General features: G+C 56.0%; 14 protein-coding genes and 6 pseudogenes. 9 read left to right on the top strand and 11 right to left on the bottom strand.

Features of this window, described 5'->3' with window-relative positions; translation table 11 throughout:
- Both QWJ46_RS29960 and hemN read left to right on the top strand, forming a co-directional pair.
- Window positions 1–111 (top strand): annotated as a pseudogene (locus QWJ46_RS29960) (nitrogenase); the annotation flags it as partial.
- An 88-nt stretch (window positions 112–199) separates the two neighbouring features.
- A complete protein-coding gene (gene hemN / locus QWJ46_RS29955) occupies window positions 200–1,546 on the top strand; it encodes an oxygen-independent coproporphyrinogen III oxidase (protein ID WP_018247211.1) in 1,347 nt (448 codons plus the stop codon).
- A gap of 550 nt (window positions 1,547–2,096) precedes the next feature.
- Here the strand turns inward: hemN and QWJ46_RS29950 are convergent.
- Entirely contained in the window at window positions 2,097–2,636 is a 540-nt protein-coding gene (locus tag QWJ46_RS29950; protein ID WP_004679185.1) for a hypothetical protein, read from the bottom strand.
- Between the two features lie 128 nt (window positions 2,637–2,764).
- Complete coding sequence (locus tag QWJ46_RS29945) at window positions 2,765–3,439, bottom strand: transcriptional regulator (protein WP_008536492.1); 675 nt, start codon at window positions 3,437–3,439, stop codon at window positions 2,765–2,767.
- Window positions 3,440–4,789: 1,350 nt separating this feature from the next.
- On the opposite strand from QWJ46_RS29945, the gene QWJ46_RS29940 reads away from it, so the two are divergent.
- From QWJ46_RS29940 to nodD1, 6 genes and pseudogenes are all read left to right on the top strand, one after another.
- Entirely contained in the window at window positions 4,790–6,847 is a 2,058-nt protein-coding gene (locus QWJ46_RS29940; RefSeq protein WP_004679190.1) for a carbamoyltransferase, read from the top strand.
- Window positions 6,848–7,249: 402 nt separating this feature from the next.
- Window positions 7,250–7,696 carry an FkbM family methyltransferase gene (locus tag QWJ46_RS29935; RefSeq protein ID WP_269466793.1) on the top strand — a complete coding sequence of 149 codons (447 nt, stop codon included), beginning with the start codon at window positions 7,250–7,252 and terminating at the stop codon, window positions 7,694–7,696.
- A gap of 74 nt (window positions 7,697–7,770) precedes the next feature.
- A pseudogene (locus QWJ46_RS29930) lies at window positions 7,771–8,053 on the top strand (transposase); the annotation flags it as partial.
- 10 nt (window positions 8,054–8,063) lie between these two features.
- Window positions 8,064–8,584 (top strand): annotated as a pseudogene (gene istB / locus QWJ46_RS29925) (IS21-like element helper ATPase IstB); the annotation flags it as partial.
- Between the two features lie 542 nt (window positions 8,585–9,126).
- Entirely contained in the window at window positions 9,127–9,459 is a 333-nt protein-coding gene (gene nolE / locus QWJ46_RS29920) for a nodulation protein NolE (protein WP_018247213.1), read from the top strand.
- A 166-nt stretch (window positions 9,460–9,625) separates the two neighbouring features.
- Window positions 9,626–10,570: a transcriptional regulator NodD1 gene (nodD1, locus tag QWJ46_RS29915; protein ID WP_018247214.1), complete on the top strand. Its 945-nt coding sequence runs from the start codon at window positions 9,626–9,628 to the stop codon at window positions 10,568–10,570.
- 268 nt (window positions 10,571–10,838) lie between these two features.
- Here the strand turns inward: nodD1 and QWJ46_RS29910 are convergent.
- The 9 genes and pseudogenes from QWJ46_RS29910 to nodB all read right to left on the bottom strand — a co-directional run bounded on the left by QWJ46_RS29910 (window position 10,839) and on the right by nodB (window position 17,675).
- Window positions 10,839–11,784, bottom strand: a protein-coding gene (locus QWJ46_RS29910; RefSeq protein ID WP_165918605.1) for an IS630 family transposase whose coding sequence is annotated in 2 segments (ribosomal slippage) — window positions 10,839–11,444 and window positions 11,446–11,784 — 945 coding nt in all. Because the reading frame shifts where the segments join, the coding sequence is not laid out codon by codon here.
- A 185-nt stretch (window positions 11,785–11,969) separates the two neighbouring features.
- Window positions 11,970–12,386: a cupin domain-containing protein gene (locus tag QWJ46_RS29905; RefSeq protein ID WP_004679201.1), complete on the bottom strand. Its 417-nt coding sequence runs from the start codon at window positions 12,384–12,386 to the stop codon at window positions 11,970–11,972.
- Window positions 12,387–12,592: 206 nt separating this feature from the next.
- The gene (locus QWJ46_RS29900) at window positions 12,593–13,381 is read right to left on the bottom strand and encodes an ABC transporter permease (RefSeq protein WP_004679202.1); all 789 of its coding nucleotides are present in this window, start codon (window positions 13,379–13,381) and stop codon (window positions 12,593–12,595) included.
- Between the two features lie 3 nt (window positions 13,382–13,384).
- A complete protein-coding gene (gene nodI, locus QWJ46_RS29895; protein ID WP_018247215.1) occupies window positions 13,385–14,299 on the bottom strand; it encodes a nodulation factor ABC transporter ATP-binding protein NodI in 915 nt (304 codons plus the stop codon).
- Window positions 14,300–14,398: 99 nt separating this feature from the next.
- Window positions 14,399–14,685, bottom strand: a pseudogene (locus QWJ46_RS29890) (carbamoyltransferase C-terminal domain-containing protein); the annotation flags it as partial.
- Window positions 14,686–14,817: 132 nt separating this feature from the next.
- A pseudogene (locus tag QWJ46_RS29885) lies at window positions 14,818–15,015 on the bottom strand (carbamoyltransferase N-terminal domain-containing protein); the annotation flags it as partial.
- A gap of 36 nt (window positions 15,016–15,051) precedes the next feature.
- Complete coding sequence (gene nodS, locus QWJ46_RS29880) at window positions 15,052–15,669, bottom strand: nodulation methyltransferase NodS (RefSeq protein ID WP_010028264.1); 618 nt, start codon at window positions 15,667–15,669, stop codon at window positions 15,052–15,054.
- Between the two features lie 15 nt (window positions 15,670–15,684).
- The gene (gene nodC / locus QWJ46_RS29875; protein ID WP_004679211.1) at window positions 15,685–17,016 is read right to left on the bottom strand and encodes a chitooligosaccharide synthase NodC; all 1,332 of its coding nucleotides are present in this window, start codon (window positions 17,014–17,016) and stop codon (window positions 15,685–15,687) included.
- Window positions 17,016–17,675: a chitooligosaccharide deacetylase NodB gene (gene nodB / locus QWJ46_RS29870; RefSeq protein WP_004679213.1), complete on the bottom strand. Its 660-nt coding sequence runs from the start codon at window positions 17,673–17,675 to the stop codon at window positions 17,016–17,018. Before nodB ends, nodC begins: the two co-directional genes overlap by 1 nt.
- A gap of 473 nt (window positions 17,676–18,148) precedes the next feature.
- Here nodB and QWJ46_RS31370 point away from each other — a divergent pair.
- A pseudogene (locus QWJ46_RS31370) lies at window positions 18,149–18,443 on the top strand (nodulation protein NodZ); the annotation flags it as partial.
- Window positions 18,444–18,614 lie beyond the last annotated feature (171 nt).

The raw sequence follows: 18,614 nt of genomic DNA, 5'->3' as shown, positions 1-18,614 counted from the left end.
CGCCGCAAGAAGCACCTCAGCGTCGCAACGAGCGGCGACGAGCCTGGCGATGAGCCGAAGGCCCTTTCCGAATGCGACGTCAAATCGAACATCAAGTCCATTCCGGGCGTGGCATGTGCCCAATAGGACCAAGCTTTCGAAGGAAAAAAACGTGTCAAATATTGTATGTGAACGTGACACGGACTGCAGGCGAAAGTCTTTGCGCGCACCGTCGTCGATTTTCGTTCCGAACACAAATAGCGGGGTGCAGTTGCCTTGGTATACTATCTACCCAACAATACAGGAGTTTTCTTCAGAAATCGGCGCCCACACTCATGAGCAATGGCTGAGAAGCCAGGGAACTGATGACGCTGTCTCGCTCTATCTCCACATTCCATTCTGCCGCTCGATGTGCTGGTATTGTGGTTTTCCGACTAGCATCACTCGTCGGGACACTTTGATAACCAATTATCTAGCAATGCTGCGCGAGGAAATCCGCCTGGTCGCCGAGCAAGTGCCGCAGGCACTCTCAGTGGGTGACGTGCACTTTGGCGGCGGATCCCCGACCATTATGCCATCGGCAGACTTCCTGTCGCTAATGGAACTCCTGCGCGGCCGTTTTGCGATTGAGCGAGGTGCAACCATTGCCGTTGAGGTCGACCCGCGCACGTTCACCACCGATATGGCCGAAGCCCTAGAAAGGACCGGTGTGAATCGCGCAAGCGTCGGTGTGCAGAGCTTCGATCCCGTCGTACAAAAAGCGATCAACCGGATTCAGAGCGAGGCGCAAGTGATGACCGCCGTCGAAAACCTCCGCCTGTATGGGGTCAGGCGTATCAATTTCGACTTGATGTTCGGTTTGCCGAACCAAACCGTCCAGTCCTGTCTCGAGAGCGCTATGTTAGCTATTGCGATGCGTCCCGACCGCCTCGCGGTTTTCGGTTATTCCCACGTTCCATCTTTTCGAAAAAATCAGCGCTTGATTGACACAGCAGCACTGCCCGATATAGCCGCGCGAGCTGAGCAGGCCTCAGCCATGGCCGATACGTTAGTTGCAGCAGGCTATCTGCAAATTGGTCTCGACCATTTTGCTTTGCCGGATGACGAGCTTGCAATAGCACAGAGAGCTGGTCGTCTGCGCCGAAATTCGCTTGGTTACTCTGCCGAAACCTGCTCAACTGTCATCGGTTTGGGCGCGTCCGCCATTGGTCGTTGCGGCGACGGTTACGTTCAAAACGATCTCACGCAAAGCTGTTATAACCGGCACATAGCATCCGGCCGCTTGGCGATCTCAAGGGGCTACCGTTTAACTACCGAGGATCGCGTAAGAGCTGCAATCATCGAACAGCTCATGTGCTACTTGGAGGCGGACATATCAGCAATCTGTACGGCTCAGGGATTTGATCAGACCCATCTAGTGAGTTCAGCTAAGCAGCTAGAGATTCTGGCTGAGGATGGGATCGTTGAGTTTGACAACGGTTTAGTCCGTGTGCGGCACGAACGTCGCTCTGCCCTTCGCCATGTCGCTGCCGCGTTCGATGCTTATCTTGGCCGCCAGCCGATCTAGACTGGCAAACGGAGGGCCTTGGAGTGATCACATAATCGAGCTCGAGTTCGTCGAGATGTTAGGCAGGAGGCAAGCCCCCAATTGCTCGATTTTAAATCGATCGCTGAATTCGCAGTCCATGGCATGTGTCGGTCTCGATCGCGTCACAGTTCAGCTCTCGCCACTGGCAAAGAAATCCGCCGTCAAATATCGTGAAAGGTCTGGCGCAGCACGGCTTCACCGGCTCGGTTGAGCGCGCCAACTTGAAGCAGGCGACACCTTCGTTCAAAACGGACCAGACGCCCGGACAGTTCAGCTTGACGCCACCAATGCGGCTTCGATTGCGCAGGCGGCGGAGACGCGCATCCAGGAAACCTGCGGCAGGCTCGATGTCCACGGTGGCGATCGAGCGCGGTTAAATGCCTAGAACATGGCCTAAACACTCTTGTCGTTGATCTCGACGAAATGGGACCGTGTTCGGACCCCAATTATTTGTCCTTGCCGTACACAGGTGATGCTGCCGCTGGCTCCACTACATGCCCGGGGCGACAGGTTGTTGCACTGCGACAGGTCACCGTTCAAACCGCTCCAGCATTGTTCTCAACTGCGCGTTTTGCAGCCTTAGCTTTCTGGCTAGTTGCCTCCTGAGCACCCTGATGTCTTCGTCGAGGCTCATCTGGTCCGCAGTGTGAACTGCCGGGGCAGCGTTTGCAATCGCGGCTGATGCCTTCTTACGCGGGGCGACCTCGAGAGTTCGCTCGAGCCTCGTAGCATCGTGCCCAGCGGCGATGTCGGTACTAAGCCCGCCGAATGGAGGTGGATCGGCCGCCTCAACGTTTTTGGCATCTTGGCCTTCTACCTGATCGTGGCCACCGATTCCGACTTCCTTAGAAACGACAAACTCGGTGGAAATTGCAGGAGAATGGCCGTGACGGGGAGGCCCCTCGCTTGCCGGTCGAACGGCGCTTATCAGGCTCTTCTCGGCAGGCGTTTCGGTCGGACCGGCAATGGCCAATGTGTCCGGCGTAACCTTCTGGTCCGAACCGTTTTCTCGCTTTTGTTCGCGACCCGGTGAGATCAGTCGGGCAAGAAGTTTCCAGGGAGACGCCATCTATCCGACCTCGCGTTTTATCCCGCAAGCAGGCAGTGAGTTTGGGGTCCGGCAACAGCATTACCGTTGCCGAATTGTTTGTCTCGATAAGAATGTAGATACGGTCGCTTATTGACCGGCTGCTTATATCAATCGAGCTTGAGCCGTTTGCGCAGATCTTCATTTTCAGCGCGAAGTTTTTCAGCAAGAAGCTTGCGCAGCCGCTGATTTTCCTCTTCCAACTGCAAAAGGTCTGCCATTTCATCGCTCGCCGTCATCGGGGCAGCCGGCGCTGCCTGCACAGCCTTTGGAGCACGGTGCACAGGTGCGCGTTTGGCGCTCGCCGTGGCTTCGATAGCCTTTGTCTTGCGCCCTCTCCTCTTCACACCACCGTCCCCGGCCAGCGCAGCTGCCGGCTCTGCCGTAGCGTCAGCTAACGCGGTCTCGAGTGCCGCGACTTTTTTGGCGCGCGGTTTGCGCTGTTTCTTCGGCGCATTAGGCGTTTCGACAACGGTCTGTCCATCGACCTTGGTTGTCGTATTAGTCTCGTCGGCCATGCTCATCTCCTGTGTATCTGATGCAGTTGTCGACGGCCCGAGAGGCGCTGTCAACAACTGCTCGGCCTGATCTTGTTCCGGCAAAGACATTTCGCTGTCGGGTTTGCCACTCTGAGAGCTACCTGACAGAAAAGGCAATGCCTCTTCCTCTAGATCGCGCGCGACTGACTTTAGATCCACATTGCCCCAGATCGAGTTCGATCTGGCATCAAGTTTTCGCCTGCCGTTCTTGTACTCGACGGCAAAACTGCGTTGCACTTTTTTCAATATAAGAGGCCTTGGAGAATCCACGGGGTGGCTGATGTTATGCTGGAACAGCACGAATAGCGCCTACCGGACTACCAGTCTATACCCACGGTCTAGCCTGAGGCCAATTTTTTAGCGCCGCGTTATTTTTTGGAGTTACCGCGGCCTCTGCCGATTTATCGTCCCGGTCCCTAAGTGGTGAAGGAGCCGCGCACCAACCCAGGCTTCTCCTTCGTCGGCTGGCGCTTCAAAGACCAGATGCTGCGCACTCACGCCGGGGAAAATGTTGAAGCGCTTGGCCCACGTTTCGCGGCACTCGCAGCGGCGGTGCTGACCAAGACCGAACGCAGTTTCCTTGCAGCTAGCGCCGCCATTAGGCTCATTGATGTGCCGAGACGAACATGCGGCTTGGCTTTGTCGGCTGAAACAAGAGTAGCGAAGGAGTGTTGCTTTTATGACAAGACACGAGGAGTTTGTCGGTCGAATGTCACAGGCGGATCTGCCTTGCACACGGCCGCCATAGAGAGAAGGATGGGGTCGCCGCTCGCTTCACTGCTGAGTCACGCCATCGTTTTCGTGAATGCATTCCATCCAAACAATCGATTTTACTGATCGAAACGGTTGCCATTAGAAGACGCTGAAGAAGCGTTTTGTAAAAGCCGTAATTCGGAGTTCTTAAAATGGGTCCTCGGGTGCCGTGGAGACTGTGCTGGGAAAACGAGATGAGGCAGTCGGTCTGCTGCCTGGTCTCGATCGTTATCTTGCGCTCGACGTGATCGAGTAGAATCTTGGTCGTTGCTTCTCGACGTTTCAGTGGGCTCTCACGGGACGCACTTTTGCCCCGGTCGATGCCGCCTCCTATTCGTCTTCACCGCGCGCTGGTCATCTTTCTACTGCTTCCCCTTCTAGCGTTGTTGCAGATCGGTTCTCACGCCGTGGGCGCCGTTCGACGTGATTATCAATGGCGGTCCCACCGCGTGGTAGCTGAGTTCGGTACTGGCGCATATGCGAATGACGGAGGCCGGCGGCGGAATTCTGTGTGCTATGCCTCGGAGCCAACGCAGGCGCACTCGCCGCTGCAAGGATACGGTCTGCGACCTTTGTAGCGACCACCAAACGTCGTTGTGGCTGTCGGGCGGAAAGATGAAGGACTGGGTAATGTGGATACGTTACGCGGCGTTACTGCCGCAAATGCTTCGGTCTGGGGCTCTGTTAGCGCCGATTGTCGGCAATCTCACCGATCCGGTCACGATCTGATTTCGGCTTCGACCCGTGAACTCTAGCTGCACTGTCAAGCGCCACCCTATGAAACTACGAAAGCCGGTGGCCAGGCCAGAGCGACCTACCTTTCGAAACGAACTGGAGAGCAACATGCTGTGTCTAGGGCTCAGTGGCGGTCTAAGCAGAGTCTACGAAAATTCGTTCGATCTACCGAACACCTTTATGCACGATGGGGCTGCGGTTCTCGTTCGCGACGGGCGAGTGATAGCGGCGGTCGAGGAGGAGCGCCTTAACCGGATCAAGCACTCCAACAAGTTACCAACGCGTTCGATTCAATATTGCCTCGCATCTGCAGGTGTTCAGCTTAGCGACATCGACCGCATCGCGTATTATGCGACCGAGGCCTATTGCAACGCTGTGCTCGAGCGCGTGCGCCTCTCTTACCCAAGCACCCCAATACCGGATGCGAGACTGTTTTTGTGCGGCTTACTCGGGCAAGAATTTGGTGCCGAAATTGATCCCTCACGTGTGTCCTTCGTGAGCCACCATATGTCGCACGCCGTGAGCTCGTTTTTCATGTCGGGCTTCGAGCGAAGTTTGGTCCTCTCAATTGACGGCGGTGGAGACTTTCTTTCGGGGCTTTTGGCGATTGGTTCCAGCACGGAGATTGAGCCACTCGTGACATTCCCGGAGAATGATTCTCTAGGGCTGCTATACTTGGAAACGATCCGCTACCTAGGTTATGGCGCGTTCGATGAATATAAGATCATGGGTCTGGCACCTTACGGCAATCCCGCTTCGTACCGCGAGATCTTCGAACAATTTTACGAACTCCTAGACGACGGTGGTTATCGGGTCCATCTCGACCGAGTTGGTCCTACGTTGCTCAGTAACATTCAAATACGCCAGAAAGGCATGCCGTTCACGCAGCAGCATAAAGATGTGAGTGCTTCACTGCAGGAAGCACTGGAACGGATCGTGTTCCACGTCCTACGGCATTACACCAAGGTTACGGGCATCGAACGACTGTGTTTGGCCGGAGGAGTGGCACACAACTGCACTTTGAATGGCAAGCTGCTGTACTCGGGGATGTTTGACGACATCTTCGTGCAACCGGCGGCCCATGACGCTGGCTGCGCACTAGGCGCCGCATTGATGGCGTCTCATGATCTGGGGCATCCGGCACCTCGTGAGCGTTTGCAAAACGTCTATTGGGGACCCGACCTGGAGAGCGAAGGAAGCGTGGAGGAGGAACTTTTTGCTTGGGGCCAGCATCTCGAAATTGAACGCAGTGATGACGTGACAGGCAAAGCAGCCGAATGGATTGCGGATGGCGCCGTGATCGCCTGGGTGCAGGGGCGTTCGGAGTTCGGTCCACGGGCGCTAGGCAACCGGAGTATTCTTGCTGAACCGAGGCCGGCGTCAAACAAGGATCGAATTAATATGATGGTCAAGAAGCGGGAAGGCTACCGCCCATTTGCTCCCTCGGTATTGGAGGAGGACGCCGTGGAATTCTTTGATCTGCCAGGTACCTTGCGCAAATTTCCTTTTATGAATTTCGTAGTGTCTGTGCGCGAACCCAAGCGTAGTTCGCTAGGCGCCATCACGCACGTAGATGGTACGGCTCGTTTGCAGACAGTGTCACGCGAGACAAATCCCGCATATTGGGAGCTAATCAATGCTTTCGGGAAGCGAACCGGCGTTCCGATCTTGCTCAACACGTCGTTTAACAACAACGCCGAGCCGGTAGTAGATTCGGTTAGGGATGCCGTAACGACTTTTTTGACGACCGACCTGGATGCACTTGTGATCGGTCCATTTCTCGTCAAGAAGCGAATCTCAACGATGGAGGAGTGGAATAAACTAGCAGTTTCCTTGCCACCTTACGCAAGTCTCCATCAGGCGCGTGCATATTCCACCCTGGATCGGCAAGAGACTGTATGTGAGATCCGCACAGGCGCCTCCAGCCTGCAGGCCGTGCGTATTTCACCGGAGTTGTTTGAACAGCTAATTAGGATTGAGGGAGAAGCCCTGGTTGGAGACATTTTGGATGGAATCGCGCCGGTTTCAGGTAGTCGTGAGACTTTCCTAAATGAACTTCGGCAGATTTGGGAGCAGCGTTGCATATGCTTAAGCCCGGTACGTGGCCGCAAATCACAGGTATCCGTCCCCGCTGAGGCCTCGGTGACTAGTGGGCTTTCAGCATAGCTTGGGGTCGCTTCGTTACGCCAAACAAACTCGCGAATAACAAAGCCCGCGACAGACAATGCGCCGTGCCCACCTATCGCACGGCGAAGCGTCAACAACCATGTCGAAAGAAGGGCCAAATGGCTCGGTATTTCAGTGATATCCTGCCCGAGCTCGTTCAGCAGTGGCACTTCGAAAACTTAAGGAGAATGTGATGGATCCGGTGTGTGGGTTAGACGTACATCGACAGATCGTTTCGCTTCTCGATAAGCCTAACCCTGTAATCTTTGACATTGGGTGCAATGACGGAAGCGATGCTCAACGCTTTCTGCGCCTTCTTCCGAGCGCCCAGCTCTATTGCTTTGAGCCAGACCCCAGAGCCGCTGCACGCTTCAAGGAAAAATGGGTTCTGATCGGGATCGGATGAGGCTATCCGAGGTTGCGATCAGCGACCGAAACGCGAGGATCGAGTTTCATCCCAGCAATGGCAATGACAGCGCTAAGGAATGGGATCTCTCGGGCTCGATACGCCGTCCCAAGAACCATCTTTCTGAGTACGAGTGGGTTCGGTTTGACCCTCCGATTTCGGTTGAGACTAGGAGGCTGGATGACTGGTGCAGCGAAGCTGGCCTAGAGAACATAGATCTCATCTGGATGGATGTGCAGGGAGCCGAGGCCGACGTTATTGCCGGTGGCAATCAGATCCTGATGAGAACGCGTTACATATATGCTGAGTATAGTGATCATGAGCTCTATGAAGGTCAGCTTCCCCTGCGCGCCATTCTTGAGCTCTTACCTTCCTTCCAGGTGGTAGTTGAGTATCCCCGAGGAGTGGAGGGTGACGTTTTGCTTAAAAACTCAAGCCTATAGCCGGTTCCCTTTTTGGGATTCAAGAACCGCGCGAGTTTGCCGGAGGCTTCAACTCATGAGAGATTGGAGCCGATATGAGCAAGACAACGAACAATTTCTCGCCTGAAGTCCTCCGCATGGTGCTGGATCACGAAGCCGAGCACCCCGCGCGGTGGGCTGCCGTTTCATCTATCGCGGCCAAGATCGGTTTCTTGCCGGCCACGCACGCTGCACGAATGGGTGAAGAAGACCGAGGTCGATAGCGGTAAGCGAGCAGGCCGGCCGAACGATGTCGCTGAGAATATGAAGGCTCTTGAGCGGGAGAGCCGCGAGCTTCGTCAGGCCAACGCGATTGTGCGCAAAGCGTCGGCGTATTTTGCCCAGGCGAAACCTGCCACCGGAAAAGACGCTCGACAGCTTTGATTTTGATGCAGTCCCTATGCTCTCCAGGCCCAGGTCATGGCCATTGCCGCTGGCGACAGCTGGGTCGCGAAAGGTGCCAATATCCTCATGTTCGGTACGCCGGGCGGCGGAAAGAGCCATCTCGCCGCGGCCCTCGACCTCGCGCTGATCGAGAACGGTTGGCGGGTGCTGTTCACTCGCACGACCGACCTCGTCCAGAAACTGCAGGTCGCACGGCGTGAACTCCAGCTCGAATCCGCCGTCGCAAAGCTCGACAAGTTCGATCTGCTTATCCTCGACGACCTGGCCTACGTCACTAGGACCAGGCCTAAACCCGCGTGCTCTTCGAACTCATCTCCGCAAGATATGAGCGGCGCTCCATCATCATCACCGCCAATCAGCCCTTTGGAGAATGGAACCGCGTCTTTCCGGACCCGGCCATGACGCTTGCCGCGGTGGACCGACTTGTTCATCACGCTACGATCATTCGAAATGAACGTCGAAAGCTAACGGCGACGTTCCGCGATGGAAGCCAAACGTGGTCGACCCAGCCGGCTTGCGGCCATTACCTCTATCTCATTGCAAAACGATGACACTGAAACGTCAGGAATCCGGTCTTCTCCATACAAGGCAGCCGATCGAACAAAATGTCGTAGCCTGACGGGAGACGCAGGGGTGTCCCTCCCGCATGCGGCGCCCTTTGCTATCCCGGATGAAGGGGATGGCGGCAACGACATGCGCAAGCCCACTGAGGATAGAAGGACTGGGTGAAAAGACGCCCCTGAAAACAGTGGGTTTGGCGACACTTGTTGGTTCGGGCAGGCAAGACGTCGTCTACATGCATCGAATGGATGACTCGCATTTAAACAATAGATTTCACCAATTTTCGCGGATGCTCCATAGACGGCCGTCTCCACTCCACCGGGTATGATCCGTTGAAAGGCTCTCAACCAATCCAACAACGCCTGTAGCCCCGAAGCACTGGCGGCGGGAATGGCATCAATCCTACCTGGTATCGCCTGGCCTTAGCCGAAGAAAGGAAACGTCTCATGAAGGTTACTGGTTACTACGTCATCGTTGCAGCGTTGCTCGCATTGGCATTGCGGGCCGGGCCGTCACTTGCAGCAGATGATCGTAACCAAGATTGCGGCCCGGCGACAAGTGACCCCCGCGCAAACCTGAATGGTGCTGACAAAGCCCATTCAGCGGAGCACACTCAAGACTTCAATTGCCAAGATACTCCTGCCGAAGAAGGTGAGTGCTACGAGTGCGTCTTACCCCCCGAAGTACGTATTGAAGGCGCCGAAGTGATCGACGTCGCAGACCGAAACTTTTATCCGCGGAAAACACTGCTACTCGCCAGAATGATCAGGCACCACTGAATCGTGTCGGTTGAAGGTAGCAGTAAGACCATCAAAGCCACGGCGGCTGGAACATCGATACTTTCTCAATTTTAGGCGACCCTTTGCTTGCTGATCTCTCGTGGCGCCGCATTGCGACACCAAGCCTTTTCACCTTTTATCTCGCCACCTCGCTACGGATGAAGACATGCGGTTCAAGGGCCTTGATCTGAATCTCCTCGTCGCACTCGACGCCCTGATGACCGAGCGTAATCTCACGGCGGCAGCGCGCAGCATCAACTTGAGCCAACCGGCCATGAGCGCGGCCGTCGGCAGGTTACGCACCTATTTCAATGACGACCTTTTTACCATGGTCGGTCGCGAACTCGTTCCAACCCCGCGTGCGGAGCGGCTCGCGCCTTCGGTCCGCGAGGCTCTGCTTCACATCCAGGTCTCGATCATATCTTGGGATCCGTTTTGCCCTGCTCAATCGGATCGCTGCTTCAGAGTTATTCTTTCCGATTACGCCGCACTCGTTTTTTTTGAAAAGGTCGTGACGCGTGTCGCCCGAGAAGCGCCCGCCGTCAGCTTCGAGTTGCTGCCGATCGCCGATAACTACGATGAGTACTTGCGGCGCGGTGACGCCGATTTTCTCATCTTTCCGGAATTGCTCATGTCGCGCGCACATCCTAAGGTGGCGTTATTCGAGGAGACCCTCGTGTGCGTGGGCTGCCACTCGAACAAGCTACTCTCGGAGCAACTTACACTCGAGAGGTATATGTCGATGGGACACGTTGTGGTGAAGTTTGGGAACGCTAGGACGGCTTCCTTCGAGGAATGGTGTTTGCTTGGGCATGGGCTTAAGAGACATGTCGAAGTAGTCGTGCAGGGCTTCAGCATGGTTCCGTTCATGCTTTCAGGGACCGAGCGCATAGCGACAATGCCCTTACGCCTGGTCAAGCAGCTCGAAAAGACAATACCCCTGCGGATCGCCGACCTTCCGCTACCGCTGCCCGCGTTCACACAGGCCCTCCAATGGCCCGCGCTTCACAATAGTGGTCAGGCAAGCCTCTGGATGCGGGACGTGCTATGTCAGGAAGCATCCCGCATGCCCTCGCCCCATGAGGTAATGAGACGTCTCAGGATTTCCTAGCATTCTTTCGTGGTTTTGTCGTTCGGCGTGATTCATGGCGTCGGAATGAGGAGCCTCTTTGAGACGTCGCCGCTACAGTCTCACGGATGATCGATCCTGTCCCGCTGGCCCAACAGCCGCGCTGACTGACGACCAAGTATGGAGGAACTGGACAGATGCTCTCCTACGCCCGCCGTTCAACGACCAATGAAACAACCTCCTCGACAGTTTGTCGACGACGCAAGTCGAAGGTTCACGCAGCTCCAATCGACATTAGAGTCTGTCAGGGTTATTCTGAACCATACCCTGCATGTCTGAGGTAGTTGGAGCACTCCTGGGGACTGAACGCCTTCAAGAGTTCTCCAATGCGTCTCCATGTAGTTTCAACGGTTCGTTCGTCTGCCTTTCTGACGAGTGTCTTGAGCTTTGCGAACATCATCTCGATGGGATTGAGGTCGGGGCTGTAGGGCGGCAGGAAAAAGAGATGTGCACCGACATCTCGGATCGCATCGCGGGCCGGCTTTCCCTTGTGGCTTCCCAGATTGTCGAGGATGACGATGTCACCGGATTTGAGTGTCGGGACCAGACATTGGCGAACCCATGCGGTAAAAGCGATGCCATTGATGGGACCATCGAGGACGAAGGGGGCAACGATGCTATCGCGGCGTAAGCCGGCCAGGAAGGTCAGTGTCTTCCAATGACCATGAGGGACTTTTGCAATGAGGGGCTCTCCCCGCTGACACCAGCCGCAGGTGCGCGTCATGTTGGTCTTGACCCAAGTCTCGTCGATGAAGACGAGACGGTCCGGATCAGGCCGGTGCTGATGGGTCTTCCATCGCATCCGGAACCGGGCCACCTTCGGGCGGTCTTGCTCGCTTGCCACCATCGTTTTTTTTGAAGGTCTTGCCTTCGCTGCGCAGAAAGCGCCAGACGGTGTCGTGAGACACGTTGATCCCCGCAGCCTTCAGGTCCGCCGACAGTGCGCGCACCGTCCAGTCGGACTTGACTTGTAGCCGCTGACGCACTGCATCGGCGGCCGCACCCCTCAGTGTCGGTTTGACATAGCCGCCGATCTTCGCCGGCACCAGGCCTTTACCTGAACGATCGAGTTGTCCGATCCGCACCGCTGTCGCAGCCGATATGCCAAACCGCTCCGCTGCGGCGCGAACCGTAATGCCATCACTCAACGCTGTCGCAATGCGCGTTCGCAAATCCAGAGAAAGAGGTCGCACCATCATTGCCGGCCTCCACACCAGCAATGACCTTGAATCACAAAATTGAAGGCAAGGGAATCTCCGCACGATTCCGATTAGCGCTGACAGACTCTAGCAAGGAGCGGCAAACCAACCCCTAATATGGGACGGGTTCACCACATCCGAGCCGTGGCGCCAGATTGCCCTCCGGTGATACCTCAACGTCTTTATTTTTGCGGCAGAACATTCTCACTGCCCTTTTCCACCTGATCGATCACGAGCAGCTTTACCGGCTCGGTGCCGTTGTTCGCCCCTTTATGCCATATCCCCCAGGACTCGACGATAAAATTCCCTGCCGTGAAAATGCTTTCTTTCCCAGATTCTGTATTGGTGACCGTGATCTCCCCGGAAAGCACATAGCCATAGCGCTGATAGCGATGCTGATGAATTGGCAACGTCGCACCGGGCGCAATCTCATAAATCGAAGCGATGACCTCGACATCCTTCCGTGGAACGATGATGGGCTGACCGGCAATCGTACGATCGGTCCTTAAGATAGGCGTAGCCGCGACCGCATTGTTTTCGAACGCGTTCGCGGGACACGCCAGAGCAAAGAGCGCCGTAGCGATTGAGATGACCTTCATTTGCTTTTCTCCTGATACACGCCGGATCTTCCTGAAGGGTGTTTGCTTCCGAGTTCGGCCAGTTGCAGAGCGACAAACCTGCATCGTCTCACCGGCGCCGACACGGGTTCATTTGTTCCCGGACTATGATGATTATCTTCAGAGCTCTGCGGGTCTTTTCAAGATACTGCATCGCAATACCCCTCATGGCGTGGTGGCGAGTAGCGTCAAGACATCAGGCGCCGACGCAACAGCGCTGCCGACAGGAAGAACGGCAAAATCGCGTAGATGCAAAGCGCGCCTATATGCATGCCCATGCTGCCCGCGGGGCGCCCAAGCATTGCCGGGCGTATGAGGTCGATCGCATGCGCTAGAGGCAAGAACTGCGCTACCTGCTGAAAGGCCTGGGGCAGTTGCGCGATTGGAAACACCGCGCCGCACAAGAACAGCATTGGTGTCAGGACGAGCGTCTGGTAAAAAATGAAATACTCGTAACTGGGCGCAAGCGCCGTGACTACCATCGCAAGGCTCGCGAATGCAAATCCAGTGAGCATGATAACTGGCAGCACATAGACGACTGATGGCCACGTCGTATAGCCTAGCACGGTGGCGACGATTATGATTCCCGTACCGGCAAGAAATGCCTTGCTCGCTGCCCATGCCAACTCACCCAGGATGATGTCCCCAAGTGTCATTTGTGTGTAGAGCATGGCTTCCCAGGTGCGTTGGGCGTGCATTCGCGTAAAGGCCGCGTAAATCGTCTCGAACGTCGCAGAGGTCATCGCACTTGTCGCCACCATGCCGCCCGCCAAGAACGCAACGTAAGTTGTGCCGTCAACGCGACCCACAATAATTCCGAGGCCAAGGCCGAGGCCAAAAAGGTAGATCATAGGATCGGCCAGACTTCCAACAATTGACGCAAGTGCTACTTTCTTCCATGCCAGATAGTTGCGTCGCCATATCGCAATCCAGTTAAAAGCGTTGGCGGGCAGAGCCGCGGCACAACCTTCACCCATCGTTCACTTCTCCATCTCGCGCCCGGTCAACCGCAAAAACACATCCTCAAGATTCGGCGGACGCTGCAGAATGCGCAAGCCCGCGCGCTCCCGCAACCGCACACGCACCTGCTCCGGGTCGGACACATAGCAAAAAAGGGTCTCGCCGCTAATTTCGACGCGATCGGCATATGGCCCGACCAGCGATTCCAATTCATGCGGATCGCCGCCGTAGATCTCAATGACTTCGCACCCGATCAGTTCATCGATCAGGTCATGCGGACGCCCTTCGGCAATGCTGCGACCTCTTTCGAGTACGCAGAGTCGATCGCATAGCCGTTCGGCCTCTTCCATGAAATGGGTGGTCAAGATGATCGTTTTGCCGCGCGTAAGCAGGGAACGCAGGCGCTCCCAGATCAGGTGGCGCGCGTGCGGGTCGAGACCGGTGGTCGGCTCGTCCATGACAAGTAGCTGCGGGTCATTGATCAACGCACGCGCTAGCGTCAGGCGCCGCTTCATGCCGCCTGAAAGTTCAGACACACGCGCATTCACCTTGCTCTCTAGGCGTGCAAACTCAAGGAGCGACGGCATGACCGCCTCGACTTTGCGTGTATTCATGCCGAAGTAGCGGCCGTAGACCAGCAGATTCTCGCGCACAGTGAATTCAGGCTCAAGGTTGTCGAATTGCGGCACCACGCCGATACCCTTTCGCGCCAAGCGAGCCTGGGCAGGCACCGGCACGCCGAGCACAGTAATCTTCCCCGCATCAGGGGCTGTCATGCCAAGGATCATGCGTGCGATCGTGCTCTTGCCCGCGCCGTTCGGTCCAAGCAGCCCGAAGCATTGCCCCGGAGAAACGCGGAACGATAGCGCGTTGACCACGGCCTTGTCGCCATATGTCTTGCTTACGTCGGAAAAATCTATTGCGGACATGAACATGCGCTCATCTGACCGTCGGGCGCCGTTGACTGGCATTTCTTCGGTTGGTTGTGTTCTTCTTGGTCCATCGCACCGTATGTGTTCATTGCGTCTCCATTAAAGGGCCGCAGCAGCATCCGGGAAAACGCCTCGTCCGTGGTAATTGGCACTCGTGTTGCAGAGCAGCCGAATGTCCCTGAGCTTGTTACATTCGAAGAGTAGCTCGGCGACTTCACGGAGAGAGTGCCTGGGATGGTCTGCAATCGTGCAGATTCATCGAGATGGACAACAGCCGGAATTCTGTCCTGGCATCTCATCCGCGTCTGATGCTTAAACAACATTTCACAATCCGGAGTTCGAGGGATGACTATATAAGGCGCACGCTCCTCCAGGCAGATCGGCGCCACGAGGCGGAGCCACGGGCTGCGGTGGCCGCGCGGCACCTATCACGATAATAGTTCTTGCAGGGAAATGCCCTGTCATTGGAACGAGACCGGGGCCCTCGACGGATTCGAGAGAACTGTCAGCATTGCACCCCTTCCATCGATGATTTGATCAATAACGCGTTGATCCGGACCGTGTTGCGCCAATGCGGCGCCAATCACGTCGAGATTGTCTAGAGTTTCATATCGCGGGTCGTTGCCCCGCTTCTCCTGCTCGACGCAGGAGGCGAGCCACCCATCCTCGACAAGCGCGTCCGCTCCGTCACGGGTCAATTTTGTACCACAGACGCGCATAGTGTCTCCATGTCTGAACGTCGAGGGTTGGGGCCGTTAAGAGGCAGAAATCGGATTCCGGAAACAGGCGAGTAAGCAATCTTCGTTGACCGACCCACCCCGACACTCAAGCCGCTCTAGCTCGAGCAAAGTTTCGTTCAGCATGCCGAGGACCGTCTCAGCACCAGCAACGTGGCCCCAGCGACGACAATTGGCGTCGCGCGCCGATCCGAAAACCAGATATCCACCTGGCGCAAGCATCCGCACTAAATTCCGAACAGCCCCTCTCATCTCGGCTATTCCTCCAACGTAGTAGAGCACTTCCGCCACAACGATCAAATCAAACCTCTCGTCAGGTGAAAACTGTTGAACATCAGAGACTATCCAGCTGATGTGCGGAGAATCCCTCATGCGTCGACGCGATCTTTCTATAGCGTGAGGCACAACATCGATCACGGTGAGCCGTTTGCAGTGGGGGGCTAGCTGCACCGTAAATGCGCCGGCAGCGCATCCCACTTCGAGCGCATTTGAGATGGATCCCTGGGCAAGCGCCAAGCGGAGCATTTGCGTGTGACGCTCACGCTCGAATGGATTGGCGTCGAGTCCCCATGGATCGGGTGCAGCCAGTTCCCGATTCAGCAATTGATAATTGTCGCTCTGTGTCAACTCGTTCACCTCGGTAAATAGATCTTACTCGTCGCTGCACATGCAGTCAGACGTCGTTCGCCTGGCAGAATCGCGGGCGGGGTTGAGCCTTCGAGGCGCTGTCGCATGTCCAGAACATTCTGTAGTGCGCGCATCAGTCGCCGGATGTTGATTCGAGTTGCCAGCAGAGCTGCGCGACAGCCAGTCGCTATTGCTCAGCGTGCACAGCGCGTAGGCTTTCAAGGGCAGTAGCAGAAAAATATTGATGAATGCATGCAGAGAGAACCCGAGGAACCGTCGTTGGCGGGCCCGGAGCGCGACAACGCTGCAGTGGATCATCGTCATGGCCACGATCATCAGGGATGCCAACCAAGGCACGGTGCCCGTCAATGCAAGCTGTGCGAGCCCCGTCAGCACTGATAGTGCCAGAAGCAGCGGTCCGAGGTTCTGTCCGACAACGTCGAGCGTAAGGAAGCGATGGAGGTTGGGCAGCAGGCGCAGCCCAAGCAACGTGTCCCGGTACGTGCTCCGCGCCCAGCGTAGTTGTTGGCGCAGATACGGTCCTAGCTTGTTCGGAACGACTGTCGCTGCGATGGCGCTCGGCACGTACTCCGTTCGAAAGCCTGCCTTCAGCATAAGAATGGTGAGATGCCGATCCTCACCGAAATCGCTTGGCTTTCCCCGAAAATACTGTGATTCGTACTGGTCAAGCAGCGAAGCGAGCGCAGAGCGACGGTAGATAGCACATGGACCGCAGCAGCACATAACGGCTCCGAAGCGAGCTTGTGCCGCACGCTCCTCGTTGCAAGCCAGCCAGTACTCCATATCGATCAAACGGGTCAGCCAACTATCGTTTCGGTTGCGGGCCGTCAACTGTCCCATGGCCGCGCCGACAGCCGGATCTTGCATTTTAGGCACGAGCTTCCTGATGACGTCAGATGCGAGGATCGTGTCGGAGTCGACGTTTAACACCATATCTCCAGCAGAGCGGCGTATCGCGGCGATCTGTGCCTTCCGTTTACCAACATTCTGGGGAAGCAGGAGAATATTGAATCTGGGGTCTCGTGCGAAGGCCTCGTGCACAGGTCGCAAAGCCTCGCGATTTTCGGAACCGTCATCAACTAGGTAAACCTGCAGCCTTCCCCCGTATTCCTGACCCGCAATAGAAGCCAGGCACTCCGAAAGCGTGCGGGGATCCTCGTTGAAGCTTGGCACGATGACATCTACGCTGGGCAGCTCCTCAAAGCCGGCCAAGCTCTGGGACGCCAATGAAACATCGGTCGGCAGAGAATAAACGGCCTGCACGCTTTTATAAGCAGTCGAGAGAAGTGCATAAAGCGAGACGGCGACAGTGCTGGTTGTGTCAAGCATATCCATCAGAACTCCCGAGGAAGCGAGCGGAATACAAAGCCGCGATCATGCAAAGCTGGAATTATGCTAGATAACGCCATGATAGTCTGGTGGCGCAGACTGCGGTCAGTTCCTTGTTGCATTTCACTGGAGGGACAACCGTCGTGCAAGAGCACGATTGACCCCGGCCGGACAGACTGCAGCACATCATTGACAATGCCGTCGGCCCCGGGAAGAGACCAGTCTCGCGGATCTACCGACCAGTGCACGGCAGTGAGTTCCGCATTCGCCGAAACCTTGAGCACTTCTTCGGTCCAGATGCCGTAAGGAGCCCGGATGTGCCGCACCACCGCCTGAGGCGACGCCATTTTTATGGCTCTGTTTGTCTCGAGTATCTGACGTTGCACCTCGTCGGGTTCGCAGTCAGACAGGTCTGGATGCGTCATTGTGTGGTTGGCGACTTCATGTCCCTCTGCAATCATTCGCTGGATCAATTTAGATTGATCGGCCAGGAACTCGCCGATGACGAAGAATGTTGCCGGCACCCGGTGTTCAGCCAGAATATCGAGAATCTCCGGTGTACAAAATGGATGCGGACCGTCGTCGAACGTCAAATAAACGCTGTGACTACCAGTGCCGTCATCGCGCTCACCGTGCACTTCGCACGAGCAATCGAGGTGCGTCATTGCTCTCGTCCTTTCCGGTAAATTATCCTGGTGGCATTCGGAGACCGGCCACCAAAGGGTAGGATGATGACGCCGCGCGTGGACGCAGGTCGAAACGCGCGCGTGGCAGCGTGTAGCGTACGCCGTTTCCCCAAAATAGCGGTCACCAGGCCGCCTCGTCTGAATCTGTCAATACCGCGGCTCGTTGCGGACTGTACCGAGTGCGATTGGTGGTGAACCCCCGAGCTGTCGACGATTGCAAGGTGATGCAATGGGCTGATCGACCGCTTATGCAAGCATTACATTCCAAAGCCACACATTTGACCCCTCTACACCACTGGGCGCGCCATCGACGACTTGATTTCCGTCAAGATGCTCGTCTAATGGATCACGCCATTCAATTCGTAAAATCGATTGTTTGGATGATACCCATTCACAGCATAGATAAAATTCGAGCTCCACGGTTCCTGCTAACGGACCGAGCCTGTTGTCGTGACTGGCGGGGGACTTGCGTCGTCGTTCCCTGGAAGAACTTATGAGCCGATTCAAGATATTGCTGGCGTACGGGTTATTTGCGATGACCAGATCACCAGTTCTCATTTCCGGGACCGTTCTTCCCATCATGGTGGAACAAGCCCTCAATCGAGAGTGTTTACCGCCCCGATGAACAAATTTTCCGGGAACGTGAACCGAGCTTCTTTAAGCCCAGGACGATACTGATGCTAACACGGTAGTTTGTGATGCCTGTTAATGTGGCGGTGCGACCAAGCTGCCGAACGCCAGATATTTCAGATGACCTGCCACTGAATTTTCATCCGGCGGCGATTAGAGCCTCGGCGGTCTTTGAAACGCTCCCAAACGTTGGACCACCGGATGCTAGAGTTTTCCGGCTTCATTCAGGGAGGCGGGCTGGTTGCGCCTCCCGAATTCACCAACGAGATCGGCACCTTGTTGCCGATC

The organism is Rhizobium sp. CBN3, assembly GCF_030518245.1.
Classification (GTDB): domain Bacteria; phylum Pseudomonadota; class Alphaproteobacteria; order Rhizobiales; family Rhizobiaceae; genus Rhizobium; species Rhizobium aethiopicum_A.
This window is presented reverse-complemented; position numbering and strand designations above follow the sequence as displayed.